Consider the following 23100-nt stretch of genomic DNA (forward strand, 5'->3'; position numbering starts at 1 on the left):
TCGTAATTCTTTCGCAATGTGTCCCGGCGCGCCGCTACCGCAGCGCGTCGAGAACGGCTGCTGCCGCCTGCATTTCCTGCCAACGGGCTTCGCGGCGCTTGAACGCCTCCTCGTCCGTGCCCCAATGCTCGATCTGCCAATCTTCGTCGACATGGGCCGCGGTCCAGGCCTGTTCGGCCGTCAGCCGGCCGGATGCGAACGCAACCGCAAGCAGGGCCGAGCCGGTCAAGGTGGTGATCGTATGCACGCAGGTCAGGCCAAGCGGCGTCGCAAAAGCGCGTAGACCCTCTGCATAGGCAGTGATCGCCTCACCAGGCTGTTCCTGGTGGATGACGCCTTCGGCAAGAATGAAACGGGCGCCCAGCGACTGCGCGGCCCATTCGAGCACCGGATTCCAGACGGCGTTCTGCCGTCCGACGAGCCCTTCCGGGCTGTCGGCGCGGTAGCAGAGCAGATCGGTTCCGGCAAAGCGCAGCACGTCCTCGAAAACCGAGCGTTGGTCCTTGGCAACACCGTCGAGCGCCGTATTGACGATCCGGGTGACCGGCATCTTGGCGGGATCGATGACTTCGACCTGCGCATCCCATTCGGCTGCCAGCATCTCGGCAAGCCTGAGGGTGGGGACTGCAAGCGGATGTTTCGCCGGCGTGCGGACCGGCCGGCCGTCAAGCAGGACGCTGTGGCCGCCGTCTTCCGAGGCGCCGATGCTGACGTCCTTGTAGAAGCGCTTGGGCAGCGGCTTCAGCATCTGGATCTGCGCGCGCCGGACCGGGTCCTCGTGGCTCAACGCACCGCTGAGTTCGTCGCGAATATCAGGCATGATAGTGTTCCATCCACTCAATGATGTCGGCCGGCGTCCGTGCAATGTAATCGGCACCCGCCTCGACGAGATCGGATACACCGGCATAACCCCACGCGACACCGATGGCGGCAGCGCCGGCGGCCTTCGCCATCTGCATATCATAAATCGCATCGCCGATGACGACGGTGTCGCTCGGATCGATCCCGGCCTGCGAGCAGCATTCCGTTACCATTGCCGGATGCGGCTTTGAAGGGCAGTCGTCGGCGGTGCGCGACACGAAGAACATCCGGTCAAAGCCGTGGGTCTCGGCAATATGCGTCAGGCCGCGTCGCGATTTGCCCGTCACTGCGCCGATCAGCAGTTCGTCGCGGCCGGAAAGTGTCTGCATCATCTCTGCGATGCCCGGAAACAGCAGCTCCTGAAAGCCAGCTTCCGCACGAACGCCGGCAAAGATCGCCTTGTAGTGCGCTGTCATTGCCAGCGCCTGCTCGTCGACATGCTCGCGTTCGAGCAGGCGGGCAATGGCGATGTCGAGCGTCAGGCCGATAATGCCCTTGGTCGCGGAAATTTCGGGTCGATCGAGGTCGAAGGCTTCGAAGGTCCGTGCCATCACTTCATGGATGAGACCGCCGCTGTCGACCAGCGTGCCGTCGCAATCGAAAAGCGCCAGTTTCATCAGTCGTCCTCGCCAGGCTCGTTTTCTTCGAAGCCAAGCAGGTTCCAGCTCTGGACCATGTGCGGCGGCAGCGGTGCGGTTACCCGCAGGCGACCACCGTCCGGATGCGGGATATCGATATGGCGCGCGTGCAGGTGCAGTCGGTTCTGCATGCCGCCGGGCAAGCTCCAGTTGACATCCGCGTCGAAGTATTTGGGGTCGCCGAGGATCGGATGGCCGATGTGCAAGGCATGTACGCGCAGCTGATGGGTACGGCCGGTATAGGGCTCCATCTCCAGCCAGGCGAGATTCTGTGCCGCCTGCTCGCGCACACGATAATAGGAAATGGCGTGGTCCGCGCCGTCCTCGCCATGTTTGGCGATGCGCATGCGGTCGCCGTCCGGCGTTTGTTCCTTGACCAGCCAGGTCGAAATGCGGTCTTCGCGCTTGCGCGGGACACCCTTGACCAGCGCCCAATAGGTCTTCTTGGTGTCGCGTTCGCGGAAGGCGGCAGTCAGCTTCTGCGCGGCGCCACGCGTGCGGGCAATGACAAGCACACCGGAAGTGTCACGGTCGAGGCGGTGCACCAGACGGGGCTTTTCGCCACGCTGGTTGGTCCATGCCTCGAGCATCTTGTCGATGTGCCGGTTGACGCCGGAGCCGCCCTGGACGGCGAGGCCGGCCGGCTTGTTCAGCACGATGACCTTCGCATCCTCATGCAGCACCATGCGCGACAGCAACTCGCCATCGGGCGAATGGCGAAGGTCGCGACCGGCGATCGGGCCTGTCTTTATCTCTTTCGCATCGACGCCAAGGGGAGGGATGCGGACCGTCTGGCCGGGCTGCAGGCGCGTGTCGGATTTGACGCGGCCGCCATCGACACGGATCTGGCCCGAGCGCAAAAGTTTCTGCAGCGGACCGAAACCCAGTCCGGGGAAATGCACCTTGAACCAGCGGTCGAGGCGCATGCCTGCCTCGTCGCCGTCCACCTGCTTGTGTTCTATGCCTGCCATCTCAGCGAACCTGCTTCCTGTTCTTTAGAGGCAGCCTTTAGACCATTGCGCGCATCAGGGCCAGCCCGGCAAATACCGCGAGGATCGAAAGCACGACGCTGGCGGCGACGTAGCCGAGCGCGAGCGCGACATCGCCGCGCTCGAACAGCATGATCGCGTCCAGCGAAAAGGCCGAGAAGGTGGTGTAGCCGCCGAGCACGCCGGTGATCAGGAACAGCCGCATCTCCGCCGATGCGCCGAATTTGCGCATGATCAGCTCGGCGAGCAATCCGATCAGGAACGAGCCGGTGACGTTGACGCCGAGCGTTCCCCAGGGAAAGCCCGGTCCCCATCGCTGCAGCGTCCAGAGGCCCAGGAGATAGCGGGCCATCGATCCGATAGCGCCGCCGGCACCGACGAGGAGAAGATGCGACATCGGAGACTCCGGCCGTTTCCCGTGGATTAGGCCAGCCGCTCGGCGTGCCACTTCAGATGATCGTCCATGAAGGTCGAGATGAAATAATAGGAGTGATCGTAGCGCTCGTGCATGCGCAGCGTCAGACCGATGCCGGTCCCCTTGATCGCTTCCTCGAAAAGCCATGGCCGCAGGCCGTTGTCGAGGAAGCTGTCCGCCTTGCCCTGGTCGATGAGGAATTCTGGGAACCGGGCGCCGTCCTTGACGAGCGCGCAGGCATCGTATTGCCGCCACGTAGCCCGGTCCTCGCCGAGGTATTTCTCGAAGGCGCCGATGGACCAGTCGGCCGTCGACGGCTCGACGATCGGTGCGAAGGCCGAGCAGCTGCGGAGGCGGTCCGGGTGCTTGAGCGCGATGGTCATTGCGCCGTGGCCGCCCATCGAATGTCCGAAAATGCCCTGTCGGCTCATGTCGATCCGGAAGTGCTGGCTGACGAAGGCCGGCAGCTCCTCGGTGATGTAGCTGTACATCTGATAGTGCTCGGACCACGGCGTTTGCGTGGCGTCGAGGTAGAAACCGGCACCCTTGCCCATCTGCCAGTTGGTGAGCTCGTCCGGAACATCCGTGCCTCGCGGGCTTGTGTCTGGGCAGACGACGATCAGCCCCAGTTCCGCGGCCATGCGGCGGTATTCGCCCTTCTCCATCACGTTGGCATGGGTGCAGGTGAGGCCCGAGAGATACCAGAGCACCGGCCGTGGCTCCTTGATCGCCTGGGGCGGGACGAAGACCGCGAAAGTCATCTCGCCCTTGCAGGCCACGGACTCGTGCGAGAAGACGCCCTGCATGCCGCCGAATGCGGTGTTCTGCGAGAGGACTTTCATCAAATGCTCCTTGGGTATCGTTGGATCAGCCGGCGAGTTGCACGGCCGCGTTGACCGCAGCGGCGACAAGCACGGTGTTGAAGAAGAAGGAAACGATGGCGTGCATCAGGTTGATGCGCCGCATCGCCGTGGAGGTGAGGGCGACGTCCGATGTCTGGGCGGTCATGCCGATTACGAAGGAAAAATAGAGGAAGTCGTAACCACCGGGCTCGGGTGTTTCTGGAAAATCGAGGCCGCGCTGCGGCGCAGGGGATTGCCCATCACCACCCGACACCCAATAGACATGGGCATAGTGCATTGCCGCCATCACATGGATGGTTGCCCAGCCGAGAACGACGGAGGCAAAGGCCAGTGCCAGCTCGAGTGTCGGCCTCGTACCCTGTCCGTTGAGCGCGAAGAACAGGGAGGCGAGCGAGGTCGCAGCCGCTCCGAAGGTGACCAGGAAAATCACCGCCTCGGGCTCGTCCGTGTTTCGCGCGTGTGTCTTCAGGTGCTTTCCGGTCATCATCCGCAGCCGTCGGCCGCTCATGATGAGGTAGACGCAGAAAAAGGTGATTGCCGCGACTTCGAGAAGGTAACTCGAAGCGAGGAACCACATGATCGGCAGGCTGGTGAAGGCGCACAGCGATGCGGTGTAGAACGGCCAGTGCCTGAGCCTTGTCGTCGCTGTCATCGAAATGCCCTTGCTATCCCTTGCGGCTCGGCGCTGCGCTCTCACTTTTTCGTCTGGCGCGCGAGTCGGTCAAGTGTCTCGAGGAAGGTCGAGCGGTCGCGTTGGGTGAAGGCGGCATTGTACCCCTTGCTTTCGCCGGTCTCGCGCAGGTGTTGGCCAAGGTCGCGCATCGCCGAGGCCATGCCGATATTGCTCTTGTCGAAGACGCGACCGGACGGGCCGGTGACAAATGCGCCGGCAGCCACGCAACGAACCGCAAGCGGCACGTCGGCGGTGACGACGATATCGCCGTCATGCGCGCGTTCGGCGATCCAGTCGTCGGCGGCGTCGAAGCTTGCCGACACGATGACGTTGTGCACCATCGGGTCGCGTGATGGGCGCAAGCCCGAATTGGCGACAAACGTCACCTCGAAGCCGTGGCGCTCGGCCACCTTCAGCACTTCTGCCTTTACCGGGCAGGCATCGGCATCGACATAGATCATCTTGAATCAATTTCTCAAAAGGACTGAAAAAGCGCCGGAATACAATCGATTCCGGCGCCTTCCTGAATCGGATTGCGAGCTTAGTAGAGAACCACGCTGCGAATGCTTTCGCCGGAATGCATCAGCGCGAAGCCCTTGTTGATCTCTTCAAGCGCCATGGTGTGGGTGATCATCGGGTCGATCTCGATCTTGCCCTCCAGGTACCAGTCGACGATCTTTGGCACGTCGGTGCGGCCGCGGGCGCCGCCGAAGGCGGTGCCCATCCAGCTGCGGCCGGTGACGAGCTGGAACGGCCGGGTGGAAATCTCCTGGCCGGCGCCGGCAACGCCGATCACCACCGACTTGCCCCAGCCGCGATGCGAGGCTTCGAGCGCCTGGCGCATCACCTTGGTGTTGCCGGTGCAGTCGAAGGTATAATCGGCACCGCCGATCTGGTCGGCACCACGCTTCGTCATGTTGACGAGATAGGCAACGATATCGTCGCCCACCTCCTTCGGGTTGACGAAGTGGGTCATGCCGAAGCGTTCGCCCCAGGCCTTCTTGTCGTTGTTGAGATCGACGCCGATGATCATGTCGGCTCCGGCCAGCCTGAGCCCCTGGATGACGTTGAGGCCGATGCCGCCGAGGCCGAAGACGATCGCGGTGGCGCCCATTTCGACCTTGGCCGTGTTGATCACCGCGCCGATGCCGGTGGTGACGCCGCAGCCGATGTAGCAGATCTTGTCGAACGGCGCGTCGGGGTTGACCTTGGCGACGGCAATCTCCGGCAGCACGGTGTAGTTGGCGAAGGTCGAGCAGCCCATGTAGTGATGGATCTTGTCCTTGCCGATCGAAAAGCGCGAGGTGCCGTCCGGCATCAGCCCCTGGCCCTGGGTGGCGCGGATCGCCGTGCACAGATTGGTCTTGCGCGACAGGCACGACGGGCAGGAGCGGCATTCGGGCGTGTAGAGCGGGATGACGTGATCGCCCTTCTTGACCGAGGTGACGCCCGGGCCGACATCGACGACGATACCGGCGCCCTCATGGCCGAGGATCGCCGGGAACAGACCTTCCGGGTCGGCGCCCGACAGCGTGAAATCGTCGGTGTGGCAGATGCCGGTGGCCTTGACCTCGATCAGCACCTCGCCGGCCCGCGGGCCTTCGAGCTGAACGGTCATCACTTCCAGCGGCTTGCCGGCCTGAACGGCGACGGCGGCGCGTACATCCATCTGTTTTCTCCCTTCAACTAAGAATGATCTCGGGCGGCATCGGCGCATCGGCCAATGTCGCCCGTTGGAATCGGCAATGAACTAACGAATAGTCTGTTGGACGCGATTGAGTTCCATCTCAAGAGCCGCAATCGCCTTGCCGGTCTGTTCGTGCAATTTCTTGACGAGTGCGAGTTGTTCGCGAAGGCTTTCGCCGGAAGCGGTCTTCGTCTCGTCGTCCGGTGCGCGGCCCATGCCGGCGATCAGCCAGGCGGGTGTGACGCCGAGCACACCGGCAAGCATGAACAGGCGGTTGGTGCGCGGCTCTGCCCGATCGCGCTCCCAGGCGGCGACCGTTTCTATCCGTACGCCGAGCTGATCGGCGAGATCCTTGGTCGAAAGATTGGCTGCGTCGCGCGCGCGCCAGATGCGTCCGCCCAGCGTATCTCCATCGCCGGTATCGCGCAGGCGAGCAATCATCGTTTCGGTGGACAAGCGCATGGATATCTCCTTTGCCACGGTTACGTTCAAAGGTCCCGGTTTCTGATCAGAGAAGTGAGAAAGCTTCTCCTCCGGGGCGGAAGATGAAGTGAGCTTATAGGCATTCGGCCCGTCGGGGACCACCCCGGAGCGGCAAAAACGCGGTCAAAAGCGGCTCGGACGGTGAAACACGCTCTGCCGTGCCGTACCCGCACGCGTTGAAAAGCGCTGCGAACGTTCCAATACCAACCTGCACTGATATTGACCTATTGCGTGGGATCGCCTGCGGTCCTCTGGCAAGGAGCATATCGCAGAGCGATGCCTTACAGCGCCGCGCGTCAAATCTGACGCGCAAAGGACACTGTAACGCTTTAAACTTGCTGCATAATTTTATCCTTAAATCGGATCCGATTTAAGGAATTATGCAGTAGCATCGGTCGAGGATTGCGACGCTGCCGGTGGCCGACAGGCGACCCACCCGAAGGGCCGGGCGCTTTTGGCCTCCGGACGGCGTCGATAATCCTCACCGGACCGCTTGGGTCCGCTTCCGGTTCTCTCCTTGCCGGAAACCAAAATCGCTCCGGCGCAAGAGGTCAATATCAGTGCAGGTTGGTATAAGGTGGCGCATCCGAATCGGAACAAGCCCATGACCGCGCCGGTATCGACAGCAGCCAATCCCCACAACACGGTAATGCAGGGCGTCGCCATCATGCTCTTTGCCATGGTGATCCTGCCGGGCATGGACGTGATCGCCAAATACATGGCCGTCTTTGAGGGCATGGCGCCGGCGCAGGTGACCTTCTACCGCTTCTTCTTCCAGCTTGTCGCGACACTGCCCTTGCTCATCAAGATCGGGGGCGTGCGGGCGCTGCGTCCGAAACGTCTCTGGCTCAATTTGCTGCGTGGTGTCCTTCTGGCGGCGGCTGCGCTGTTCTTTTTCATTTCGGTGAAATACATGCCGCTCGCCGACGTATTTGCGATCTACTTCGTCGAACCGTTCATCCTGACCTGCCTTTCAGCGCTGATCCTGCGCGAGAAAGTCGACTGGCGCCGCTGGCTGGCGATCGCGATCGGTTTTGCCGGCGCGATGATCGTCATCCAGCCGAGTTTCGCAGCGTTCGGCACAACATCTTTGCTACCGGTCGCCTGCGCCACGGTCTTTGCGTTCTATCTCCTTTTGAATCGCGCGGTCGGAACGGCCGACAGCCCGCTGACGATGCAGACGATCGCCGGTATCGGCGGAACGCTGTTCATGGTCGGCGTGATTGCGATCGGTAACGGCATGGGTGTCGCGGATTTCGAGCCGTCCTTGCCGAAGACGGCACTCGGCTGGGTGCTCGTCGTCATCCTCGGCTCGCTTTCGGGCTATGGCCACCTGCTGGTGGTCAAGGCCTTCCAGGCCGCACCCGTTTCGCTGTTGGCGCCGTTTGCCTATTTCGAAATCGTCACCGCGACGGCCCTTGGCTACCTGATCTTCGGCGACTTTCCATCGGTCTCGAAATGGCTGGGCATAGCGATCATCGTCGTGTCAGGGCTTTTCATGATCTGGCGCGAGCGTCAGGCCGGCGTTCGATCCATCGAAGCACCGTGATACACGCCGACTCCTGACGCCTCCTCGTTCAGGCTTCGTCGTTGCGGGTAGGGCCGAAGACCGTCTCGAAGGCTTCGCGCAGCCGCATGTCCACATCAGGCACCATAACCGGCAGGCCGAGATCGACCAGGCTGGTGACGCCGTAGCCGCGGATGCCGCAGGGCACGATGCCGCCGAAATGGTCGAGATCTGGATCGACGTTGAGCGAGAAACCGTGAAAGCTCACCCAGCGGCGCAGGCGAATGCCGATTGCCGCGATCTTGTCTTCGGCCATCGACCCGTCGGGGAGCGACGGTTTTTCCGGTCGGCGAACCCAGACGCCGACGCGATCCTCGCGCCGTTCGCCTTTGACGTTCATCGAATCGAGCGTCGAGATAACAACGCTTTCCAACGCGGCGACAAAGGCGCGTACGTCCTGTCGCCGGCGCTTGAGATCCAGCATGACGTAGACAACCCGCTGGCCGGGTCCATGATAGGTGTATTCGCCGCCGCGTCCGGTCGCAAACACCGGGAACCGGTCGGGCATCACCAGGTCGGCGGCGTCGGCGCTTGTGCCCGCGGTATAAAGCGGCGGATGTTCGACCAGCCAGACCAGTTCGTCGGCGGTGCCGGCGGCAATGGCGGCGGCTTCCCGCTCCATCGTTTCAACTGCCTGTGGATAATCGACGAGGTGAGGGGCGATCCGCCAGCGAACCGGGGGTGATTCCGGCGGGGCGAACATGTCCTGGCTCAGATTTTCGCGCTGCATTTCCGTCTGCATTCCTGTTTTGATCCCCTGTACATGGGACGGCGCGCGACAAGAGTCCAGCGTTTGCAGGGCTTCGCGAGGAGGCTGTTGAAATAGTTTCTTTTCCCGTCAAATTTCTGTCGTCATGCCCTTGTGCACCCCAGAGGCTTTTGCTACATGCAGCCCCGCCGGAGCAATTCGGCGCCTACCACGATGCGGTCGTGGCGGAATTGGTAGACGCGCAGCGTTGAGGTCGCTGTGGGGCAACCCGTGGAAGTTCGAGTCTTCTCGACCGCACCAAGCCTTCTGGGCGATATTGATTTGTATTGTTTTTTTTATTTCTTATGAATCCTTTGTGTCCCAGAATGAGCCCACTTTGAGTCCCACTGCGCACTCAATTCCAATTTGAAGTCGTGCTAGGAATCCGCTCACATTTCAATCCTTGTGATCACGCTGCGTGGCGAGACGGCGAACTAGCCGTTCAAAGGATTCCGGACTTCCGCTTTCCTCGTGAAAAATCCACGGGAAGGCGTATTAGGGATCCATGCAAATCTACGCACTACCGGTGCATCGATGACGAGGAGCATTGTTTTTTGTGACAGCGATAAGCGCAAATCGTCCCACGGTCTTGTTACCTTGCATCGAGGAGCGATTTTTGCCTGCCGCCCGTCCAGCGATATCCGGGTCGTTGGTTGCCGGGCGGGTTAGCATGGACAGATGAAAAGGGGTGGCAAGGCATAACGCCCGAACGGCCATAGTTCCCAACCAATAGGATCAACTGCAGCCGCTCTCGATCCAACCAGTCTTGCCCGCCATCCGGCCTGCTCGCGACCTTCTTAATCTCCATTAGCAAGCGCTTGTTGTGCATTGATCATTATGATCACTATATGATCATAATGATCAGAAGTCGAGCGATTTCATAATGCAGAGCGCGTAGTCGGCCTGTAGTGAGATTCCGGGTCCGATGAGCGAATGGTCGATACCCGCCGCCTAGAATCCGGTTCGAATACTGACAGAGCCGAAACCATCAACATGAACGGACTCAGTCTAGCACTGATTGAACGCCTCAAGCTGGAGCATCGTCACCTGCTGCGACGGGCACTGGCGGAAGCATGTCACTGGAACCGCCGTATCGAACGAAATCTGACGAAGCCTTCCGACCAGTTCTGGATCGAAACTTTTTCAACCGGAGAAGCTGAAACAGCAGGCAAATGATCCTCGAAGTTGCCGAAATCACCGTGAAGCCCGGACTGGAATCAGCTATGTTCCCCTTGCGAACGTCGAACTCACGGATCTTGCAGTGGTTCACTGCGGCCGTCGTCCTGGGTGTCGGGGCGGGGATCGACCTCCGGCTTCTAGCCCGATACCTCATGGGGCCGATGGCCGTCAGTGCCGTCCTGCATTTCTCTGGCGTGACCGACTTCGAAATGCCGAGCGTCGCACTGGCCGCGGCGCAGGTGGTGATCGGTACCACGGTCGGATGTCGCTTCGCAATGGCGTCACCACGGAAGATCCTGAAGGTTATCGGTCTCTCGATCGGATCCACCTTCCTTCTGCTATGCATCTCGCTGGACTTTGCCGGGGGCCTCGCCTATTTCACCGGTGATTGGTTCATCACACTTATGCTTGCCTACTCGCCAGGGGGCGTGGCTGAGATGAGCATCATTGCACTGTCACTCGAGATAGAAGTGCCGTTCGTTGTCTTCCATCACATCGTCCGCGTCCTGCTGGTAGTCGGGGGTCGGCGTTGGTGTTTAAATATGTGAAAGAGCATAGATAAACGTCACGTCACCCCCCATGCCTGCGCTAGACATTGGGCAGATACCTCGATGCTCAGGTGGCAAACTCGATGGGCCAATGCCGTTTGACCGCAGGCTCGGCAGATCGCGTAGGAAGGCTGTGTGAGGTCATGAACGCCCTGCTTTACATCGCTTCGACCGACCGCAACGTTGTGGCAACAGGCAGCGTCAGGTCGATTGCCTTAAATGTGGTAGGATGCAGACGACAGAGGGCGGTCGAAAATGGAGACTAGGATGCCACAAGGTGGAAAGGACGATGTGAACAAAGCCAACGACTCTCGCCCGATCGGGAAACCAGTCGACGACAACAAAACGTTTGGCGAAGCGCTGTCAAAGATAGGATTCGTGCCTGCCAATGTCGGACGCAAGATTGTGTCCCAGGGGAGGCGCAGAGAAACGCTGAAGAAGAGCGCCCCCAGAGACTCGGACAAATAGCTTTGGGAACGCGATCGCAAATCTTCTTCTAACATAATCGGCCGTGGTGCAAAACGCAAAGTGCTGACCATCCCGGGCGCTTACTTGGTTAGCCATAGCGCGCAACCTAGTCGATAAAGGGAAACTTCGGCATCGGCGCGAAGGTCTCTGGCCTCACAGTATCGCCTGCGGGCATCCGATACCGGTCCTGCAAGAACGGTGTCGTGTACGAGGTCACTATCGGCTACGACGATGAGGCCGAGGCATTTGTCCGCTTCACCTTCGACGTCCAGGGCAGGGAAGAATCCGTTTTTGACGTCAGCTATGCGTTACGACACACGGTCGACCTGTCATCCGATTGGACAGAAGTTGTGCTCATGGGGGAAGACGACGAGCACGACACTATCTCGGAACCTATCGGAAATGATATCAGGGTCGACCGCAGCTATGTCCCAACGCAGATCTTCCGACGCTTCGCGGAATTTCGCTCCGGCGTGAAGGTGGTGCTCGACGTGTCCTTAACGAAAGGCGGCGGTCGCGACGAGACCGGGAGGACGAGAACGCTCAAGACCCTGCAGGAGGTCGTTCCAGCACTGCCGAACGCGGAGACCGTCGTTTGCTCTGAAACCGATGTCAGAATTCAGTACATTCACGATCCGAAGCACGCGAACTACAGCCACTCGCTGAGCGCCCTCAGTAACCCTGCTACGTGATCGACTACGTTCTGCGCGCTCGTCCACAAGGGCGAGCGATAATCGGCCACCTGCTTTGCGCGCTCTGCGGCCTGACCGTCGTTGTAAATCTTCCATTAAACGGAGCCTAAGGAAATTGCCGGCGGACGTTCTCAATTAAGATACCGACAACCCCGGGCTGTCATGGATGGAGAGATTGTGTCGGCTTGGCGCGGGGAGAATTGCTCAGTGAGTTCAATGAGAGAAGTTTTCACTTTTAACAATTTGGAATACGACGTTTCCGGCCTAAACAGCTTAGTGGCGCTCAATCCCTATCGTTATGGGCCACTTCCTTGTGAGATTACCGAAGATTTCCTCCACCACATTTCCGGCTACAAAGAAGTTGACGAAAGCCGCATCGCGTCGATGACAATCGAACGACTGCAGGCTCCTCCAATATCAGTGAGACTGGAGAACGGAGAAACAAGGGTTGTCGATGGTCACCACAGGATCCATAGGCTTCACAGGGAAGGGGCGAAGGAATTCCTCATGTTTCTCATTCCGTACGAGGAAAGCCTGCCGTTCATAACAAGAACGAAGAAATTTAAACCTTCTAGGAAGGTGCGGCTGCGTTAAACTGGTGAACAGTCTTCGGGACGAGATCAAGGCGGCGCTCGACAACGCTGCCGTCGTGCCGTTTCCGCGTTCGCGCAAATGACGGAGCGACCGTAACATACAGTAACACACTGTTCTTTGTAGGGGGGTGTGAAGCATTGGTGGTGGCCATCACCCTCCCTGACGGTCGAGTTTAACGCTGTTAACGATCGGACGTGCGATGACGAACAGGCTAGCAGTTTTCGCAGCGGCGGTAGTCCTCGCCGCTTTTTGCTTCGCCGCCCCCAGCCGGGCGGACACCATCAGCTACGCGGACGCGGTGAGCACACTTGCCAACGACTGCGGCTCCGACATCAAGAAGTTCTGCAAGGGACTTAACCTTGGCAACGGCCGGATCCAGTCCTGCCTGGGGCAACACGCAGGAAAAGTCTCGCCAACAGGGCGTCGGCAGCCTTCCGGACTGGCAGGAGCTTTCGAAGCTGTCGCAACTGATCGTCGAGATCGAATTCGAGAACGACCCGGTCGCCATCGAACCGAAACCCACCGCACGGTCGGGCTGATCGCCGATGCGCTTCATAATCCCAACCTGCGGCGCTACAATTTCCTCGTCCTCGGCCATACGAGCTCGACCGGCGATGCCATGCACAATCTCAAACTCAGCGCGCAGCGCGCCAGTGCAATAACAGAGGCGCTCTCGACGACATTTGCGATTGCGCCGGACCGTCTGTATGCGATCGGTGTGGGAGAGGAGTGGCCTTTCGATCCAGCCAATCCGCAGGCCGCAGGCAATCGACGGGTCTAACTGGTCAATCTCGGACTTGTCACAATGGGTTATCGCGATCTCCGTCATCTGTAGGGCGTCGGGGTATAGGCCTTGGGCGGCTAGCGCCTGCGCGCCAACGGACTGAAAGATTGTCTGAAAGAGCGTAAAACCCGATTTACACAATATGGACATGGCCGGCCGCAGCTTCTGGAGGCACTTGTCCGGGTTACCCGCCCGCAAGTGAAGTTCGGCTTCGAAGCAATCGGCATATGCATGCCACACGTCGAGAGAGAGGGCTTTTGTGTGTTCACGAAGGAGGTCGATGTAGTGGGCGGCTAGCGTGTCGTTACCGGAGAGGAGTGATAGTGGGCAGGCCGCCTCCGCCAGTACGTTGCAAAGGGAGAGATGGTGCTGGATGTCAGTAGCATGTCGTACGGTCTCCTCGACTTCCCGGAGCGCGCCGCCTTCGTCTCCAAGGAGCCACAGCGTTCGCGCGAGGATGATGCGGGCTGTGACCCTCTGATCAAATTGAAACCGCACGGAATGGTGACGCTCCTGCAAAGCCTCGTATTCTTCGAGCATCTCGCGAAGCTGATCCCGCGCCTCTGTCTGACGGGCGATCCAATGCAATGTCGCACCACGCATGCGCTTTCCCACAATCGCGTCAGCACCATCGCGCGATGATTTCGCGAGAACGCAAAAACGTTCGGTGTACTCGAGGCCGAGGCGGGGTTCGGCGCGGTTGATCGCATCCACCCACAGGGCCCAGGTCGCACGCAACTGATAGTCAAGGTCGCCGATCTCCTCCGCGATCCTGAGGGCTGTCGTCCAAGCCGCGATGCCATGCTCCGGCGCTTCGGTCGCGCGCATCTGCGGCCAGCCGAGCGCTGCATATAGCTTCATGCGGCTCCGCTCGTCCAAGCCTGGCTTGGCGTCCAGGTAGTTAATCGCATGCGTTACGAAGACCAGGCACTCGTCCAGGAGCGAGAGCCTGAAGAAAAGAGGCAGGGCGGCCACCGCGAGACGCACGCCGAGCGGGCATTGTCGCTTTCGCGGAACGACCATTCCAAGGCAATCCGCAGACCTCCGACATGCTGGGCGTAGTCCTGCGACCAGCATGATATCGGACTTGAATAGAGTTCGTATTCGGCGCTTTCAAAGACAGCGTCGAGATATCTAGCCAGTCGCGCCATCGCGGCGGGGGTTTCATTCGCCTGGCCGAGTTTCTCCGATGCATAAAGCCTGGTTGTGTCGAGCAGGCGGTAGCGGGTTTCCCGGGAGGATGCGTCGGCAACGACGAGCGATTTAGCTACCAGCGCGGCGACAAGGTCTTCGGGTTCGCAGCCCGTGAGCACGGCGGAGGCAGCATCGTTCGCGAACCATCCTGGGAAAACAGATAGCTCGCGTAGAGCTATCTGTTCCGGGGCGGGGAGTATCATGTAACTCCAGTCCAGGGTCGCGCGGAGCGTCTGGTGCCGTGGCAAGGCCGTCCGACGACCCCGGGTGAGCACCCGAAAGCAGTCGGTGAGCGACGTGGCCAGGGCCTGGATGCCTACGGTCTCAAGTCGCCCTGCGGCCAATTCGATGGCGAGCGCGATACCGTCCAGACGAGCGCAGATTTGCGCGACGTGGGGCGCGTCCTCATCTGTCAATTCGTAGCTTCCAAGGCAGGCATCCGCCCGATCGACGAACAACTGCGCAGCCGATGACTGAAGCGCCACCTGTGCGGTCGTGCCGGGCGGCGGAATTTCCAGCGGTGGCATTCGGTTGACGCGCTCGCCAGCAGCACGGAGGGGCTCACGGCTTGTAGCCAACACACGAAGCCCGGGGGTCTCAGTGAGGAGGTCTTCCACAAAGGGGGCCACGCTCGCCACGACGTGTTCGCAACTGTCCAGAACCATGATCACGTCGCGCGTTCCGAGGTGGGACGTGATTTCACTGACAATGTCCTCGCTTCGGGAAAGTATGCCCAAGGCCGACGCGACGCTCGTTGGGACTAGCTTTGTGTTCGCGACCTCGGAGAGGTCAACCCAAACAACCTCGGATGGACAGCGGTCTGGGGCTGTGAGTGCCCGCGCGACGGTCGACTTGCCTATGCCTCCGGGGCCGACGATCGTCAGCAGCTTTGACCTTGAGAGCTGCGCCTCGATCGACATGATTGCCTCGTCCCGGCCAAATATGCGTGACACGACGCGATCTGGTCTTACCTTGAGACGTGCATCCTGCCGACCGTTTCCGACCGCGTCCTTGCGTCTAACCTGGGCAATGAAGATGTACCCCCGACCCGGGACATTTGCGATGAATTGCGGTTCCTTCTGGATGTCCCCCAGCGCTTTTCGAAGCGCGGAAACATGAACGCGGAGATTGGCCTCTTCGACGAACGTGTCCGGCCAGACGTGTTTCACGATTTCAGCGTTCGTCCGAAGTTCCCCTGCGTGCGTCACTAGATAGGCCAGGATGTCACCGCGCGGCTCCCCAGCGGCAGGGCGACACCGTCACGCGTCAGTGTGCGTCTCCTGGCGGCAATCGTGAACGGTCCAAATTCGAGCTCTTCCACGCGACGTTCCCTTGGGATGCGCCGCGGATTTTGCGTAGGACCGAGCCATCCTGTCAATCAATCAGTGCAAAAACAATCTGATGGAGCCTTCTGATGACCTACGAATACCTGGGAGCACGAGGGGTGCTAGTCGCCGCGTGGCGGGATCCTACCGGCAACAAAGAGGACGAGAGCTTCCTTGATCTTGATGTCAAGGAAAACCCCGCAATCGACGAGAATGAGATCTAGCGCGCGTGCCTCATCGTCTGTTTTGGTATCGACCCAGTGCAACGTAGCAGTCACAGAAGGGTCCCCTGAACGGGTTCTCCGTCCGTCGAGACGATGCTGGATCCGTAGGGCTCGCGCGATGTGATCATGATCGCATCATTCGGCGCCGGACGTGCGAGATGCTGCGCCTCCTCCCACGGCGCATTCATCCAGAGATCCGTCTCCTCCTTCGTCAGTAGCAGGACGGGCATTGCCTTCCAGTGAATGGGCTTCACGATGTCGTTCGGGTTCGTCGTCAGGAATCCGTATAGATCGTCTGTCGTCAGCCCGTCCTTCACCTTCCGTACGCTTGTCCACCTCGGGACGTGGATCCCGGCGAAGAACGTAAGCTCTTTGCTTTCGTTTCGCCCGAACCAGGCATTCGGGATTTTCCCTCCCGGCTCCTGACTGTCGGGATCGGGTTCAGCGAAAGTTGTCACCGGAACGATGCATCTATGCTCGACGCCAAACCATTGCCTCCAGTGCTTGAGATGGAGCTTCCGCACATTCGTCACGCCGCGGTCAGGCTCCATCCGCAGGAGTTCGTCCATATCGAAAGGCTTTCCCTTGGCCGCGAGTTTCGCGGCCCGGCCCTCGGCAGCTTCCTCCTGGACACGTGTCGGAGATGGCAGACCCCAGCGGGCATGGACGAGCTGCTTGCGACCGTCTGCGGTGTTGCGGATGATCGGCCCCATCTGGTCCGGGTTCATTTGATACGTGGGCATCAAGTTGATCATGCTCTCGGCATCGATTGCCCATTTCCGGACCCAATCTCTGTCGTCCATGCGGTATAGGTTGCACACGCCAGTCATCTCCCGTCAGTTGGGATGCGCAACGTAGCCGACCAACATAAAGCTGCCAACACCTGCGATCTGGAAAGCACCGGCGACCGCTCCTATCTCCAGCCCAATAGGAATTCAGGGAGGTTACCATGCCAGAACCTGCCAATCGTGCGGGCGAAAGGCCTCTTGTCGAGATCCTTCCGCCAGCGAGCTTCTCCTGCCGCGGAACCGTCGTCTGCGATTGCTGCCATCAGAGGAAAAGCAGGGACAACTTCGACGAAGATGCATTCGGAATCTGCACAGAATGTATCGGTTCCGACGAGGCTATCCTGGATATCGTACCTCGTTCTCCAGACGACTAGCGATCTGCCACTCCACTGGGCGGGGTCGGCTGCAGGGATGGGAGCCGAGTGCCGCACCGATCCCCATCCGCATCCACAAGGCGGTCGCATCCGAGCAAGCCGGGCGAACGTAACGCCGGCACCATGCTTCTTGACGAGTTCCGCGCGGACGTAGCTACCTGAGTGACAACAGGCCCGGCACTCGACCTCTATGATGGGATTCGCGCACCTGCCGCAGTGTCGAGGACAAGTCGAGTGGCTTTTTGGCCTTCCTGGGCAACGGCTCCATGACGAAATGTCCGGGTCATAGGCGTAATCCTTCACAATCTTTTTTCAATAAAGCCGGTGACTTACGAGATTCGGCTACGTGCCTGATTCAACGGCATATTCTTTCGCGTCACTAAACTTGTGAGACGACATTCATATTTTAGGGTGTCTTGACTCTGATTTCGGGAAGGAACATTACAGGAACATTCGCATTCAAGCGACATGATGTCGTCAGTTTCAACGCGATCTGAACAGGATTCGTGATCGATGTCCGCTGTCCCCGCGCACGTCATAGCCGATCTCCGGGAACGCATCAGCGCCATCGAGCGCCATGCGGTGAGGAAGGTCGGGTGTCTGCCGTTCGGCGTGCCGCAGATCGACTCGGTTCTTCCGGGAGGCGGACTGAGCAATGGCGCTCTGCATGAGTTCGCTGGGGGCGGCTCCGGCACGGTCGACGGAGCGGCTGCAGCCTTGTTCGCAGCAGGGATCGCCGCACGTACGAAGGGGCCGATTGTGTGGTGCCTGACGAGGCCGGATCTCTTCTTCCCGGCGCTGGCGCAGGTCGGCCTGCATTCCGACCGAGTGATCTTCGTCGAGTCGGACAAGGAAGAGGACGTGCTGGCGAATATGGAAGAGGGACTTTCCTTTGGCGGCCTCGGTGCCGTCGTCGGGGAGATCGTCCGGCTGCCGATGACCGCTTCCCGTCGCCTGCAGCTTTCCGCCGAGCGGACAGGCACGATGGCGCTCACGATCAGGCGGTGGCGGCGGCAGACCGAGGCAAACGACTTCGGGCAGCCGACGGCCTCGACCACGAGATGGCGAGTGAGCGTCCTGCCGTCCGAGGAGCTTCCGGTGCCGGGAGTCGGTCGGCCGAGGTGGCTTCTGGAGTTGATGAGATCGCGTGCGGGCGAGTGTGCTGAGTTTGAAATTGGAGCCTGCGATGACAAGGGTCGTATCCATCTATCTACCGGATCTGGCGACCGATCGAATACGTCGCGCCGATCCGTCTATCCCGGCTGATCAGGCAATAGCCGTGATCGCGAAGTCTGGTTCGAAGCGCTGGGTGTCCGCTGCCGATCCTGCCGCACGAAAGGCCGGCGTGCGCGTCGGGATGCAGGCCGCCAAGGCCCAGGCGCTATTCCGCGGCCTGATGATGGTGGATGCGGATCCTGCGGCTGATGCTGCCGCACTGGAAAGGATTACACTCTGGGCGCTGGCGCAGTATTCGCCCATCGTTGCCATGGACGCACCCGACGGCATCGTGCTCGACACCGAAGGCGCCGACCATCTTCAGGGTGGCGAACTGCCCATGGTCACGAAGATCTCGAACCAGTTCTTCGCGAAGAAGCTCACGGCGAGGGTGGCCGTGGCCGATACGTGGGGCGCTGCTCACGCCTGCGCGCGGGCGATCAGCCGCGAGACCCTCATCGTGCCCGCGGGCGAAATCGTCCGGGCGGTCGAGAAGCTTCCGATCTCCCTTCTAAGGGTGCCTGAAAAGATCATCGGCGACCTGCAGATGCTGGGCTTTAAATCCATTGGCGAACTGGCCAACACACCACGTGCGCCGCTGACCCTCCGCTTCGGACCCGAAGTGGGCCGCCGCCTCGATCAGATGTTCGGCCGCACGCCGGAGCCAATCGATCCAATCAGAACCCGCGAGTTGATCGAGGTCGCCCGGGCGTTCGCAGAGCCGATCGGTGCCGCCGAAACCATCAACAAGTACGTCGGCCGGCTGATAGCTCAGCTCATCGACAAGCTTCAGAAGGAAGGCCTCGGTGTCCGCAGAGCAGATCTCATTGTCGAGAAGGTCGATGGCACCCACCAGGCTGTCCGGGCAGGTACCGCAAAACCTGCCCGCGATGTCGTGTGGCTGACCAAGCTCTTCCGTGACCAGACCCAGAAGATCGAGCCGGGCTTTGGCATCGAAAAGCTGACGCTCGTTGCGGTCATGTCCGAGCCGCTTGAGGACGTCCAGAAGTCGTCGTCTCTGGTCGAGGACGAGGTAACCGACGTGACACCGCTGATCGACATCTACGGAAACCGCGGTCAGCGCGTCTATCGTGTCGCCCCGGTCGCCTCCGATGTTACCGAGCGTTCCGTAGGCCGTATTGATGCCGCCTCGGATCCTGTGGAGACAACCTGGATCCACCACTGGCGGCGGCCCGTCCGCCTGCTGGCGCAGCCGGAGCAGATTGATGTGATGGCTCTGATGCCGGACCATCCGCCCGTCTGGATCATGTGGCGTGGCAAGCGCCGAAAGGTGAAGTGTGCTGACGGTCCCGAGCGGATATTCGGGGAGTGGTGGCGGCGCAGCTCGGAATACGAAGCCGTTCGGGACTATTTCGTCATCGAGGATGATGCGGGCGAGCGGCTTTGGATATTCCGCTCTGGCAACGGTGTGGATCCGGAAACGGGATCGCATAGGTGGTTCATGCACGGGATCTTCGCATGAGGTACGCGGAACTCCAGGTCACCACCCACTTCAGCTTTCTCAGGGGCGCATCGTCTGCCGACGAGCTGTTCCAGACTGCCAAGGAGCTTGGCATAGATGCCGTCGGTGTCGTTGACAGGAATTCGCTAGCCGGGATCGTGCGTGCTCTCGAAGCGTCTCGGGCGACAGGAATCAGGCTCGTCGTCGGCTGTCGGCTGGACCTTCAGGATGGCATGTCGGTTCTCGTCTATCCGACAGATCGGGCCGCATATTCCCGGCTGACCCGGCTGATCACTCTGGGAAAGTCCCGGGGCGGCAAGAACAACTGCATCCTGCACTGGGACGATGTTGCCTCCTATTCCGAGGGAATGATTGGCATGCTCGTGCCCGACCTCCCTGACGATGTCTGCGCGACGCAGCTTCGGAAGATGGCAGGCCTCTTCGGCGACCGTGCCTACGTCTCGCTGTGCCTGCGACGGCGGCCGAATGATCAGCTCCGGCTGCACGAGCTCTCCAACATGGCCATCCGCTTCAAGGTCAGAACCGTCGTCACCAATGACGTGCTCTTTCACGAACCTGGCAGGCGGCAGCTCCAGGACATCGTCACGTGCATCCGCAACAATACGACGATCGATGAAGTCGGCTTTGAGCGCGAACGGCACGCGGATCGCTATCTCAAGCCGCCGCACGAGATGGAGCGCCTGTTCCCGCGACACCCAGAAGCGTTGGCCCGGACGATGGAGATCGTCCACCGCTGCAGGTTCTCCTTGGAGGAGTTGACCTACCAGTATCCGGAAGAGGCGATCGTCCCCGGCAAATCGGCACAGGTGTCGTTGGAGCACTACGTCTGGGAATGCGTACCGCAGCGATATCCTGAAGGTCTGCCGCCGGATGTGCTGAAGACGATCCGCCACGAGCTCGACCTCATCCAGAAGATGAGGTACGCGCCCTATTTCCTCACCGTCTTCAGCATCGTCAAATTCGCCCGCAGCCAGGGCATCCTGTGCCAGGGAAGAGGATCGGCGGCCAACAGCGCCGTCTGCTATGTCCTTGGCATCACGAGCATCGACCCATCCACCAACGACCTTCTGTTCGAACGCTTCGTCTCGCAGGAGCGGGACGAGCCGCCTGATATCGACGTGGACTTCGAGCACGAGCGCCGGGAGGAGGTGATCCAGTGGATCTACAAGACCTACACCCGGGAGAAGGCCGCCTTGTGTGCGACGGTCACGCGGTACCGTGCACCCGGTGCGATCCGTGATGTCGGCAAGGCGCTCGGCCTGCCCGAGGACGTGATCAAGGCGCTGTCGTCGGGCATGTGGTCGTGGTCGGAGGAGGTCACGGATAGGAACGTCCGCGAGCTTAACCTCAACCCTGAAGATCGCCGCCTTGTGCTGACGCTGAAGCTGGCGCAGCAGCTCATGGGCGCGCCGCGGCACCTCGGCCAGCATCCGGGCGGGTTCGTCCTGACCCACGACAGGCTGGACGATCTCGTGCCCATCGAACCTGCCAGCATGAAGGATCGGCAGATCATCGAATGGGACAAGGACGATATCGAAGCGCTGAAGTTCATGAAGGTCGATGTGTTGGCCTTGGGGATGCTCACCTGCATGTCGAAGGCTTTCGATCTGATCCGAGAGCACAAGGATGACGATCTCGACCTCGCCACGATAAGGCAGGAGGACAGCGCCACGTATGCGATGATCAGGAAAGCCGACACGCTCGGCACTTTCCAGATCGAGAGTCGCGCCCAGATGGCCATGCTGCCACGCCTGAAGCCACGGACGTTCTACGACCTGGTCGTTCAGGTGGCGATCGTTCGTCCGGGCCCGATCCAAGGCGACATGGTCCACCCCTACCTCAGGAGACGGGAAGGAAAGGAGCCTGTGGAATACCCGACACCGGAGTTGGAAGCCGTGCTCGGCAAGACCCTCGGCGTGCCGCTATTTCAAGAGTCGGCGATGAGGGTCGCCATGGTGTGCGCGGGCTTCACGGGCGGGGAGGCCGATCAGCTCCGGAAGTCGATGGCGACCTTCAAGTTCACGGGCGGGGTAAGCAGGTTCAAGGACAAGCTCGTATCCGGGATGGTGAAGAACGGTTACACGCCGGAATTCGCGGAGAAGACGTTCTCGCAGCTCGAGGGATTCGGTTCCTACGGTTTCCCGGAATCCCATGCAGCGTCGTTCGCCCTGATCGCCTACGCCTCCAACTTCGTGAAGTGCCACTACCCGGACGCGTTCTGTGCGGCGCTTCTGAATTCGCAGCCGATGGGGTTCTATGCCCCGGCCCAGATCGTGGGCGACGCGCGAAACCACGGCGTCGAGGTTCGGCCCGTCTGCATCAACCGATCCCGCTGGGACTGCACGCTCGAGCGCGTCGGCAACACCGACCGCCACGCAGTTCGGATGGGCATGCGGATGGTCAGGGGGCTGGCTGCCGCCGATGCGGCAAGGATCATTGCAGCGAGAATGAACAGCGATTTCGAAAGCGTCGATGACGCATGGCGGCGATCCGGCGTCCCGTCCGAGGCACTCGTGCAGCTCGCCGAGGCTGACGCATTCCGGCCGTCGATGAAGCTCGAGCGACGCGATGCACTATGGGCGATCAAGGCTCTTCGTGATGAACCGCTGCCGCTATTCGCCGCCGCCGCAGAACGCGAGGAGCGGGCTATCGCTGAGCAGCAGGAGCCGGAAGTCGAGCTCCGGCAGATGACCGAAGGCCACAACGTGGTTGAGGACTATTCGCACACGGGGCTGACACTCCGGGAGCATCCCGTCGCATTCCTCCGGCGGGATCTGCAGCGACGCAACATCGTCACCTGCGCGGATGCCATGAACGCCCGCGACGGGCGATGGGTCTGCGCGGCCGGCCTCGTTCTTGTTCGGCAGAAGCCAGGATCCGCAAAAGGTGTCATGTTCATCACCATCGAGGACGAGACCGGACCCGCGAACATCGTCGTGTGGCCTTCGCTCTTCGAGAAGCAGCGGCGCGTTGTCCTCGGATCATCGATGATGGCGATCCATGGAAAGATACAGCGCGAGGGCGAGGTTGTTCATCTCATCGCGCGGCATCTCATCGACCTCTCGCAAGACTTGTCAGGCCTCGCCGATCGCGATGTCGAGTTCAAGCTGCAGCCAGGCAGTGGTGATGAGTTTGCCAGAGGAGGTGGGCCGGATCACAAGTATACGCCGAAACCAACGGTCCAACCGCGGGATATCTTCGTGCCGGACCTGCGCATCGACACACTCAAGGTCAAGGCGAGAAATTTCCAATAGGCGGCGCAGATATCGAATCGGTTGCCACGCTTCCGCGTTTACGCAAAACTATTG

Annotated in this window: 22 protein-coding genes, 1 tRNA gene and 2 pseudogenes; 13 read left to right on the top strand and 12 right to left on the bottom strand. The window is 60.6% G+C overall.

Annotated elements, in window-relative coordinates; all coding sequences use genetic code 11:
* Positions 1-34 precede the first annotated feature (34 nt).
* From AC244_RS01940 to AC244_RS01980, 9 genes are all read right to left on the bottom strand, one after another.
* Entirely contained in the window at positions 35-820 is a 786-nt protein-coding gene (locus AC244_RS01940) for an ATP12 family chaperone protein (RefSeq protein WP_053247125.1), read from the bottom strand.
* Positions 813-1478 (bottom strand): HAD-IA family hydrolase, encoded by a 666-nt coding sequence (locus AC244_RS01945; protein ID WP_053247126.1) that lies wholly within the window; start codon positions 1476-1478, stop codon positions 813-815. The genes AC244_RS01940 and AC244_RS01945 overlap by 8 nt, the downstream gene beginning before the upstream one ends.
* Complete coding sequence (locus tag AC244_RS01950) at positions 1478-2470, bottom strand: RluA family pseudouridine synthase (RefSeq protein ID WP_053247127.1); 993 nt, start codon at positions 2468-2470, stop codon at positions 1478-1480. The genes AC244_RS01945 and AC244_RS01950 overlap by 1 nt, the downstream gene beginning before the upstream one ends.
* 37 nt (positions 2471-2507) lie before the next feature.
* Positions 2508-2885 carry a fluoride efflux transporter CrcB gene (gene crcB, locus AC244_RS01955; RefSeq protein ID WP_053247128.1) on the bottom strand — a complete coding sequence of 126 codons (378 nt, stop codon included), beginning with the start codon at positions 2883-2885 and terminating at the stop codon, positions 2508-2510.
* Positions 2886-2911: 26 nt separating this feature from the next.
* Entirely contained in the window at positions 2912-3745 is an 834-nt protein-coding gene (fghA, locus tag AC244_RS01960; RefSeq protein WP_053247129.1) for an S-formylglutathione hydrolase, read from the bottom strand.
* A 25-nt stretch (positions 3746-3770) separates the two neighbouring features.
* Entirely contained in the window at positions 3771-4418 is a 648-nt protein-coding gene (locus AC244_RS01965) for a DUF1345 domain-containing protein (RefSeq protein WP_053247130.1), read from the bottom strand.
* Between the two features lie 41 nt (positions 4419-4459).
* Positions 4460-4900 carry a YaiI/YqxD family protein gene (locus AC244_RS01970; protein ID WP_053247131.1) on the bottom strand — a complete coding sequence of 147 codons (441 nt, stop codon included), beginning with the start codon at positions 4898-4900 and terminating at the stop codon, positions 4460-4462.
* 80 nt (positions 4901-4980) lie between these two features.
* Positions 4981-6108 (bottom strand): S-(hydroxymethyl)glutathione dehydrogenase/class III alcohol dehydrogenase, encoded by a 1128-nt coding sequence (locus AC244_RS01975; protein ID WP_053247132.1) that lies wholly within the window; start codon positions 6106-6108, stop codon positions 4981-4983.
* A gap of 81 nt (positions 6109-6189) precedes the next feature.
* Entirely contained in the window at positions 6190-6588 is a 399-nt protein-coding gene (locus AC244_RS01980) for a helix-turn-helix domain-containing protein (RefSeq protein WP_053247133.1), read from the bottom strand.
* Positions 6589-7213: 625 nt separating this feature from the next.
* On the opposite strand from AC244_RS01980, the gene AC244_RS01985 reads away from it, so the two are divergent.
* Complete coding sequence (locus AC244_RS01985; RefSeq protein ID WP_082366726.1) at positions 7214-8158, top strand: DMT family transporter; 945 nt, start codon at positions 7214-7216, stop codon at positions 8156-8158.
* Between the two features lie 28 nt (positions 8159-8186).
* On the opposite strand, the gene lipB is transcribed toward AC244_RS01985, so the two are convergent.
* Positions 8187-8906, bottom strand: coding sequence for a lipoyl(octanoyl) transferase LipB (gene lipB / locus AC244_RS01990; RefSeq protein ID WP_053247642.1), 720 nt, complete (start codon positions 8904-8906; stop codon positions 8187-8189).
* A 194-nt stretch (positions 8907-9100) separates the two neighbouring features.
* Between lipB and AC244_RS01995 the strand changes: the two genes are divergently transcribed.
* The 8 genes and pseudogenes from AC244_RS01995 (at position 9101) to AC244_RS38725 (ending at position 13831) form a co-directional block, all read left to right on the top strand.
* A tRNA-Leu gene (locus AC244_RS01995) sits at positions 9101-9185 on the top strand.
* A gap of 672 nt (positions 9186-9857) precedes the next feature.
* Entirely contained in the window at positions 9858-10100 is a 243-nt protein-coding gene (locus tag AC244_RS02000) for a hypothetical protein (protein WP_053247134.1), read from the top strand.
* Complete coding sequence (locus AC244_RS02005; protein ID WP_053247135.1) at positions 10097-10651, top strand: AbrB family transcriptional regulator; 555 nt, start codon at positions 10097-10099, stop codon at positions 10649-10651. Before AC244_RS02000 ends, AC244_RS02005 begins: the two co-directional genes overlap by 4 nt.
* 671 nt (positions 10652-11322) lie before the next feature.
* Positions 11323-11811 carry a hypothetical protein gene (locus AC244_RS02015; RefSeq protein WP_053247137.1) on the top strand — a complete coding sequence of 163 codons (489 nt, stop codon included), beginning with the start codon at positions 11323-11325 and terminating at the stop codon, positions 11809-11811.
* 207 nt (positions 11812-12018) lie between these two features.
* The gene (locus AC244_RS02020; protein WP_161807831.1) at positions 12019-12405 is read left to right on the top strand and encodes a ParB N-terminal domain-containing protein; all 387 of its coding nucleotides are present in this window, start codon (positions 12019-12021) and stop codon (positions 12403-12405) included.
* A gap of 199 nt (positions 12406-12604) precedes the next feature.
* Positions 12605-12823 (top strand): annotated as a pseudogene (locus AC244_RS37850) (cysteine rich repeat-containing protein); the annotation flags it as partial.
* A gap of 1 nt (position 12824) precedes the next feature.
* A pseudogene (locus tag AC244_RS34925) lies at positions 12825-13186 on the top strand (OmpA family protein); the annotation flags it as partial.
* 366 nt (positions 13187-13552) lie between these two features.
* The gene (locus tag AC244_RS38725; RefSeq protein WP_321166218.1) at positions 13553-13831 is read left to right on the top strand and encodes a hypothetical protein; all 279 of its coding nucleotides are present in this window, start codon (positions 13553-13555) and stop codon (positions 13829-13831) included.
* Positions 13832-14103: 272 nt separating this feature from the next.
* On the opposite strand, the gene AC244_RS38730 is transcribed toward AC244_RS38725, so the two are convergent.
* Complete coding sequence (locus AC244_RS38730; protein WP_321166219.1) at positions 14104-15552, bottom strand: ATP-binding protein; 1449 nt, start codon at positions 15550-15552, stop codon at positions 14104-14106.
* Positions 15553-15797: 245 nt separating this feature from the next.
* On the opposite strand from AC244_RS38730, the gene AC244_RS38560 reads away from it, so the two are divergent.
* Positions 15798-15932, top strand: a complete 135-nt coding sequence (locus AC244_RS38560) for a hypothetical protein (protein WP_268750756.1) — start codon at positions 15798-15800, stop codon at positions 15930-15932.
* A gap of 50 nt (positions 15933-15982) precedes the next feature.
* On the opposite strand, the gene AC244_RS02035 is transcribed toward AC244_RS38560, so the two are convergent.
* Positions 15983-16753: an SOS response-associated peptidase family protein gene (locus AC244_RS02035; protein WP_082366700.1), complete on the bottom strand. Its 771-nt coding sequence runs from the start codon at positions 16751-16753 to the stop codon at positions 15983-15985.
* 854 nt (positions 16754-17607) lie between these two features.
* Here AC244_RS02035 and AC244_RS02040 point away from each other — a divergent pair.
* From AC244_RS02040 to AC244_RS02050, 3 genes are read left to right on the top strand one after another with little or no spacing between them, the layout of a single operon-like run.
* Positions 17608-18360 (top strand): ImuA family protein, encoded by a 753-nt coding sequence (locus tag AC244_RS02040; RefSeq protein WP_053247142.1) that lies wholly within the window; start codon positions 17608-17610, stop codon positions 18358-18360.
* The gene (locus tag AC244_RS02045; RefSeq protein ID WP_053247143.1) at positions 18281-19792 is read left to right on the top strand and encodes a Y-family DNA polymerase; all 1512 of its coding nucleotides are present in this window, start codon (positions 18281-18283) and stop codon (positions 19790-19792) included. The genes AC244_RS02040 and AC244_RS02045 overlap by 80 nt, the downstream gene beginning before the upstream one ends.
* Positions 19789-23046 carry an error-prone DNA polymerase gene (locus tag AC244_RS02050; RefSeq protein WP_053247144.1) on the top strand — a complete coding sequence of 1086 codons (3258 nt, stop codon included), beginning with the start codon at positions 19789-19791 and terminating at the stop codon, positions 23044-23046. The genes AC244_RS02045 and AC244_RS02050 overlap by 4 nt, the downstream gene beginning before the upstream one ends.
* Positions 23047-23100: the final 54 nt, after the last annotated feature.

It is taken from the genome of Ensifer adhaerens, assembly GCF_001270265.1.
GTDB classification, from domain to species: domain Bacteria; phylum Pseudomonadota; class Alphaproteobacteria; order Rhizobiales; family Rhizobiaceae; genus Ensifer; species Ensifer adhaerens_B.

Excerpts from the sequence above, each read along its gene's own strand:
- fghA (WP_053247129.1), bottom strand. The coding sequence starts at position 3,745 with ATGAAAGTCCTCTCGCAGAACACCGCATTCGGCGGCATGCAGGGCGTC.
- AC244_RS02050 (WP_053247144.1), top strand. The coding sequence starts at position 19,789 with ATGAGGTACGCGGAACTCCAGGTCACCACCCACTTCAGCTTTCTCAGG.
- AC244_RS01945 (WP_053247126.1), bottom strand. The coding sequence starts at position 1,478 with ATGAAACTGGCGCTTTTCGATTGCGACGGCACGCTGGTCGACAGCGGC.
- lipB (WP_053247642.1), bottom strand. The coding sequence starts at position 8,906 with ATGCAGCGCGAAAATCTGAGCCAGGACATGTTCGCCCCGCCGGAATCA.
- AC244_RS38560 (WP_268750756.1), top strand. The coding sequence starts at position 15,798 with ATGACCTACGAATACCTGGGAGCACGAGGGGTGCTAGTCGCCGCGTGG.
- AC244_RS02040 (WP_053247142.1), top strand. The coding sequence starts at position 17,608 with ATGTCCGCTGTCCCCGCGCACGTCATAGCCGATCTCCGGGAACGCATC.
- AC244_RS01975 (WP_053247132.1), bottom strand. The coding sequence starts at position 6,108 with ATGGATGTACGCGCCGCCGTCGCCGTTCAGGCCGGCAAGCCGCTGGAA.
- AC244_RS01970 (WP_053247131.1), bottom strand. The coding sequence starts at position 4,900 with ATGATCTATGTCGATGCCGATGCCTGCCCGGTAAAGGCAGAAGTGCTG.
- AC244_RS02000 (WP_053247134.1), top strand. The coding sequence starts at position 9,858 with ATGGTCGATACCCGCCGCCTAGAATCCGGTTCGAATACTGACAGAGCC.
- crcB (WP_053247128.1), bottom strand. The coding sequence starts at position 2,885 with ATGTCGCATCTTCTCCTCGTCGGTGCCGGCGGCGCTATCGGATCGATG.
- AC244_RS01965 (WP_053247130.1), bottom strand. The coding sequence starts at position 4,418 with ATGACAGCGACGACAAGGCTCAGGCACTGGCCGTTCTACACCGCATCG.
- AC244_RS01940 (WP_053247125.1), bottom strand. The coding sequence starts at position 820 with ATGCCTGATATTCGCGACGAACTCAGCGGTGCGTTGAGCCACGAGGAC.
- AC244_RS02045 (WP_053247143.1), top strand. The coding sequence starts at position 18,281 with ATGACAAGGGTCGTATCCATCTATCTACCGGATCTGGCGACCGATCGA.
- AC244_RS02005 (WP_053247135.1), top strand. The coding sequence starts at position 10,097 with ATGATCCTCGAAGTTGCCGAAATCACCGTGAAGCCCGGACTGGAATCA.
- AC244_RS01950 (WP_053247127.1), bottom strand. The coding sequence starts at position 2,470 with ATGGCAGGCATAGAACACAAGCAGGTGGACGGCGACGAGGCAGGCATG.
- AC244_RS01985 (WP_082366726.1), top strand. The coding sequence starts at position 7,214 with ATGACCGCGCCGGTATCGACAGCAGCCAATCCCCACAACACGGTAATG.
- AC244_RS01980 (WP_053247133.1), bottom strand. The coding sequence starts at position 6,588 with ATGCGCTTGTCCACCGAAACGATGATTGCTCGCCTGCGCGATACCGGC.
- AC244_RS38725 (WP_321166218.1), top strand. The coding sequence starts at position 13,553 with ATGGTGCTGGATGTCAGTAGCATGTCGTACGGTCTCCTCGACTTCCCG.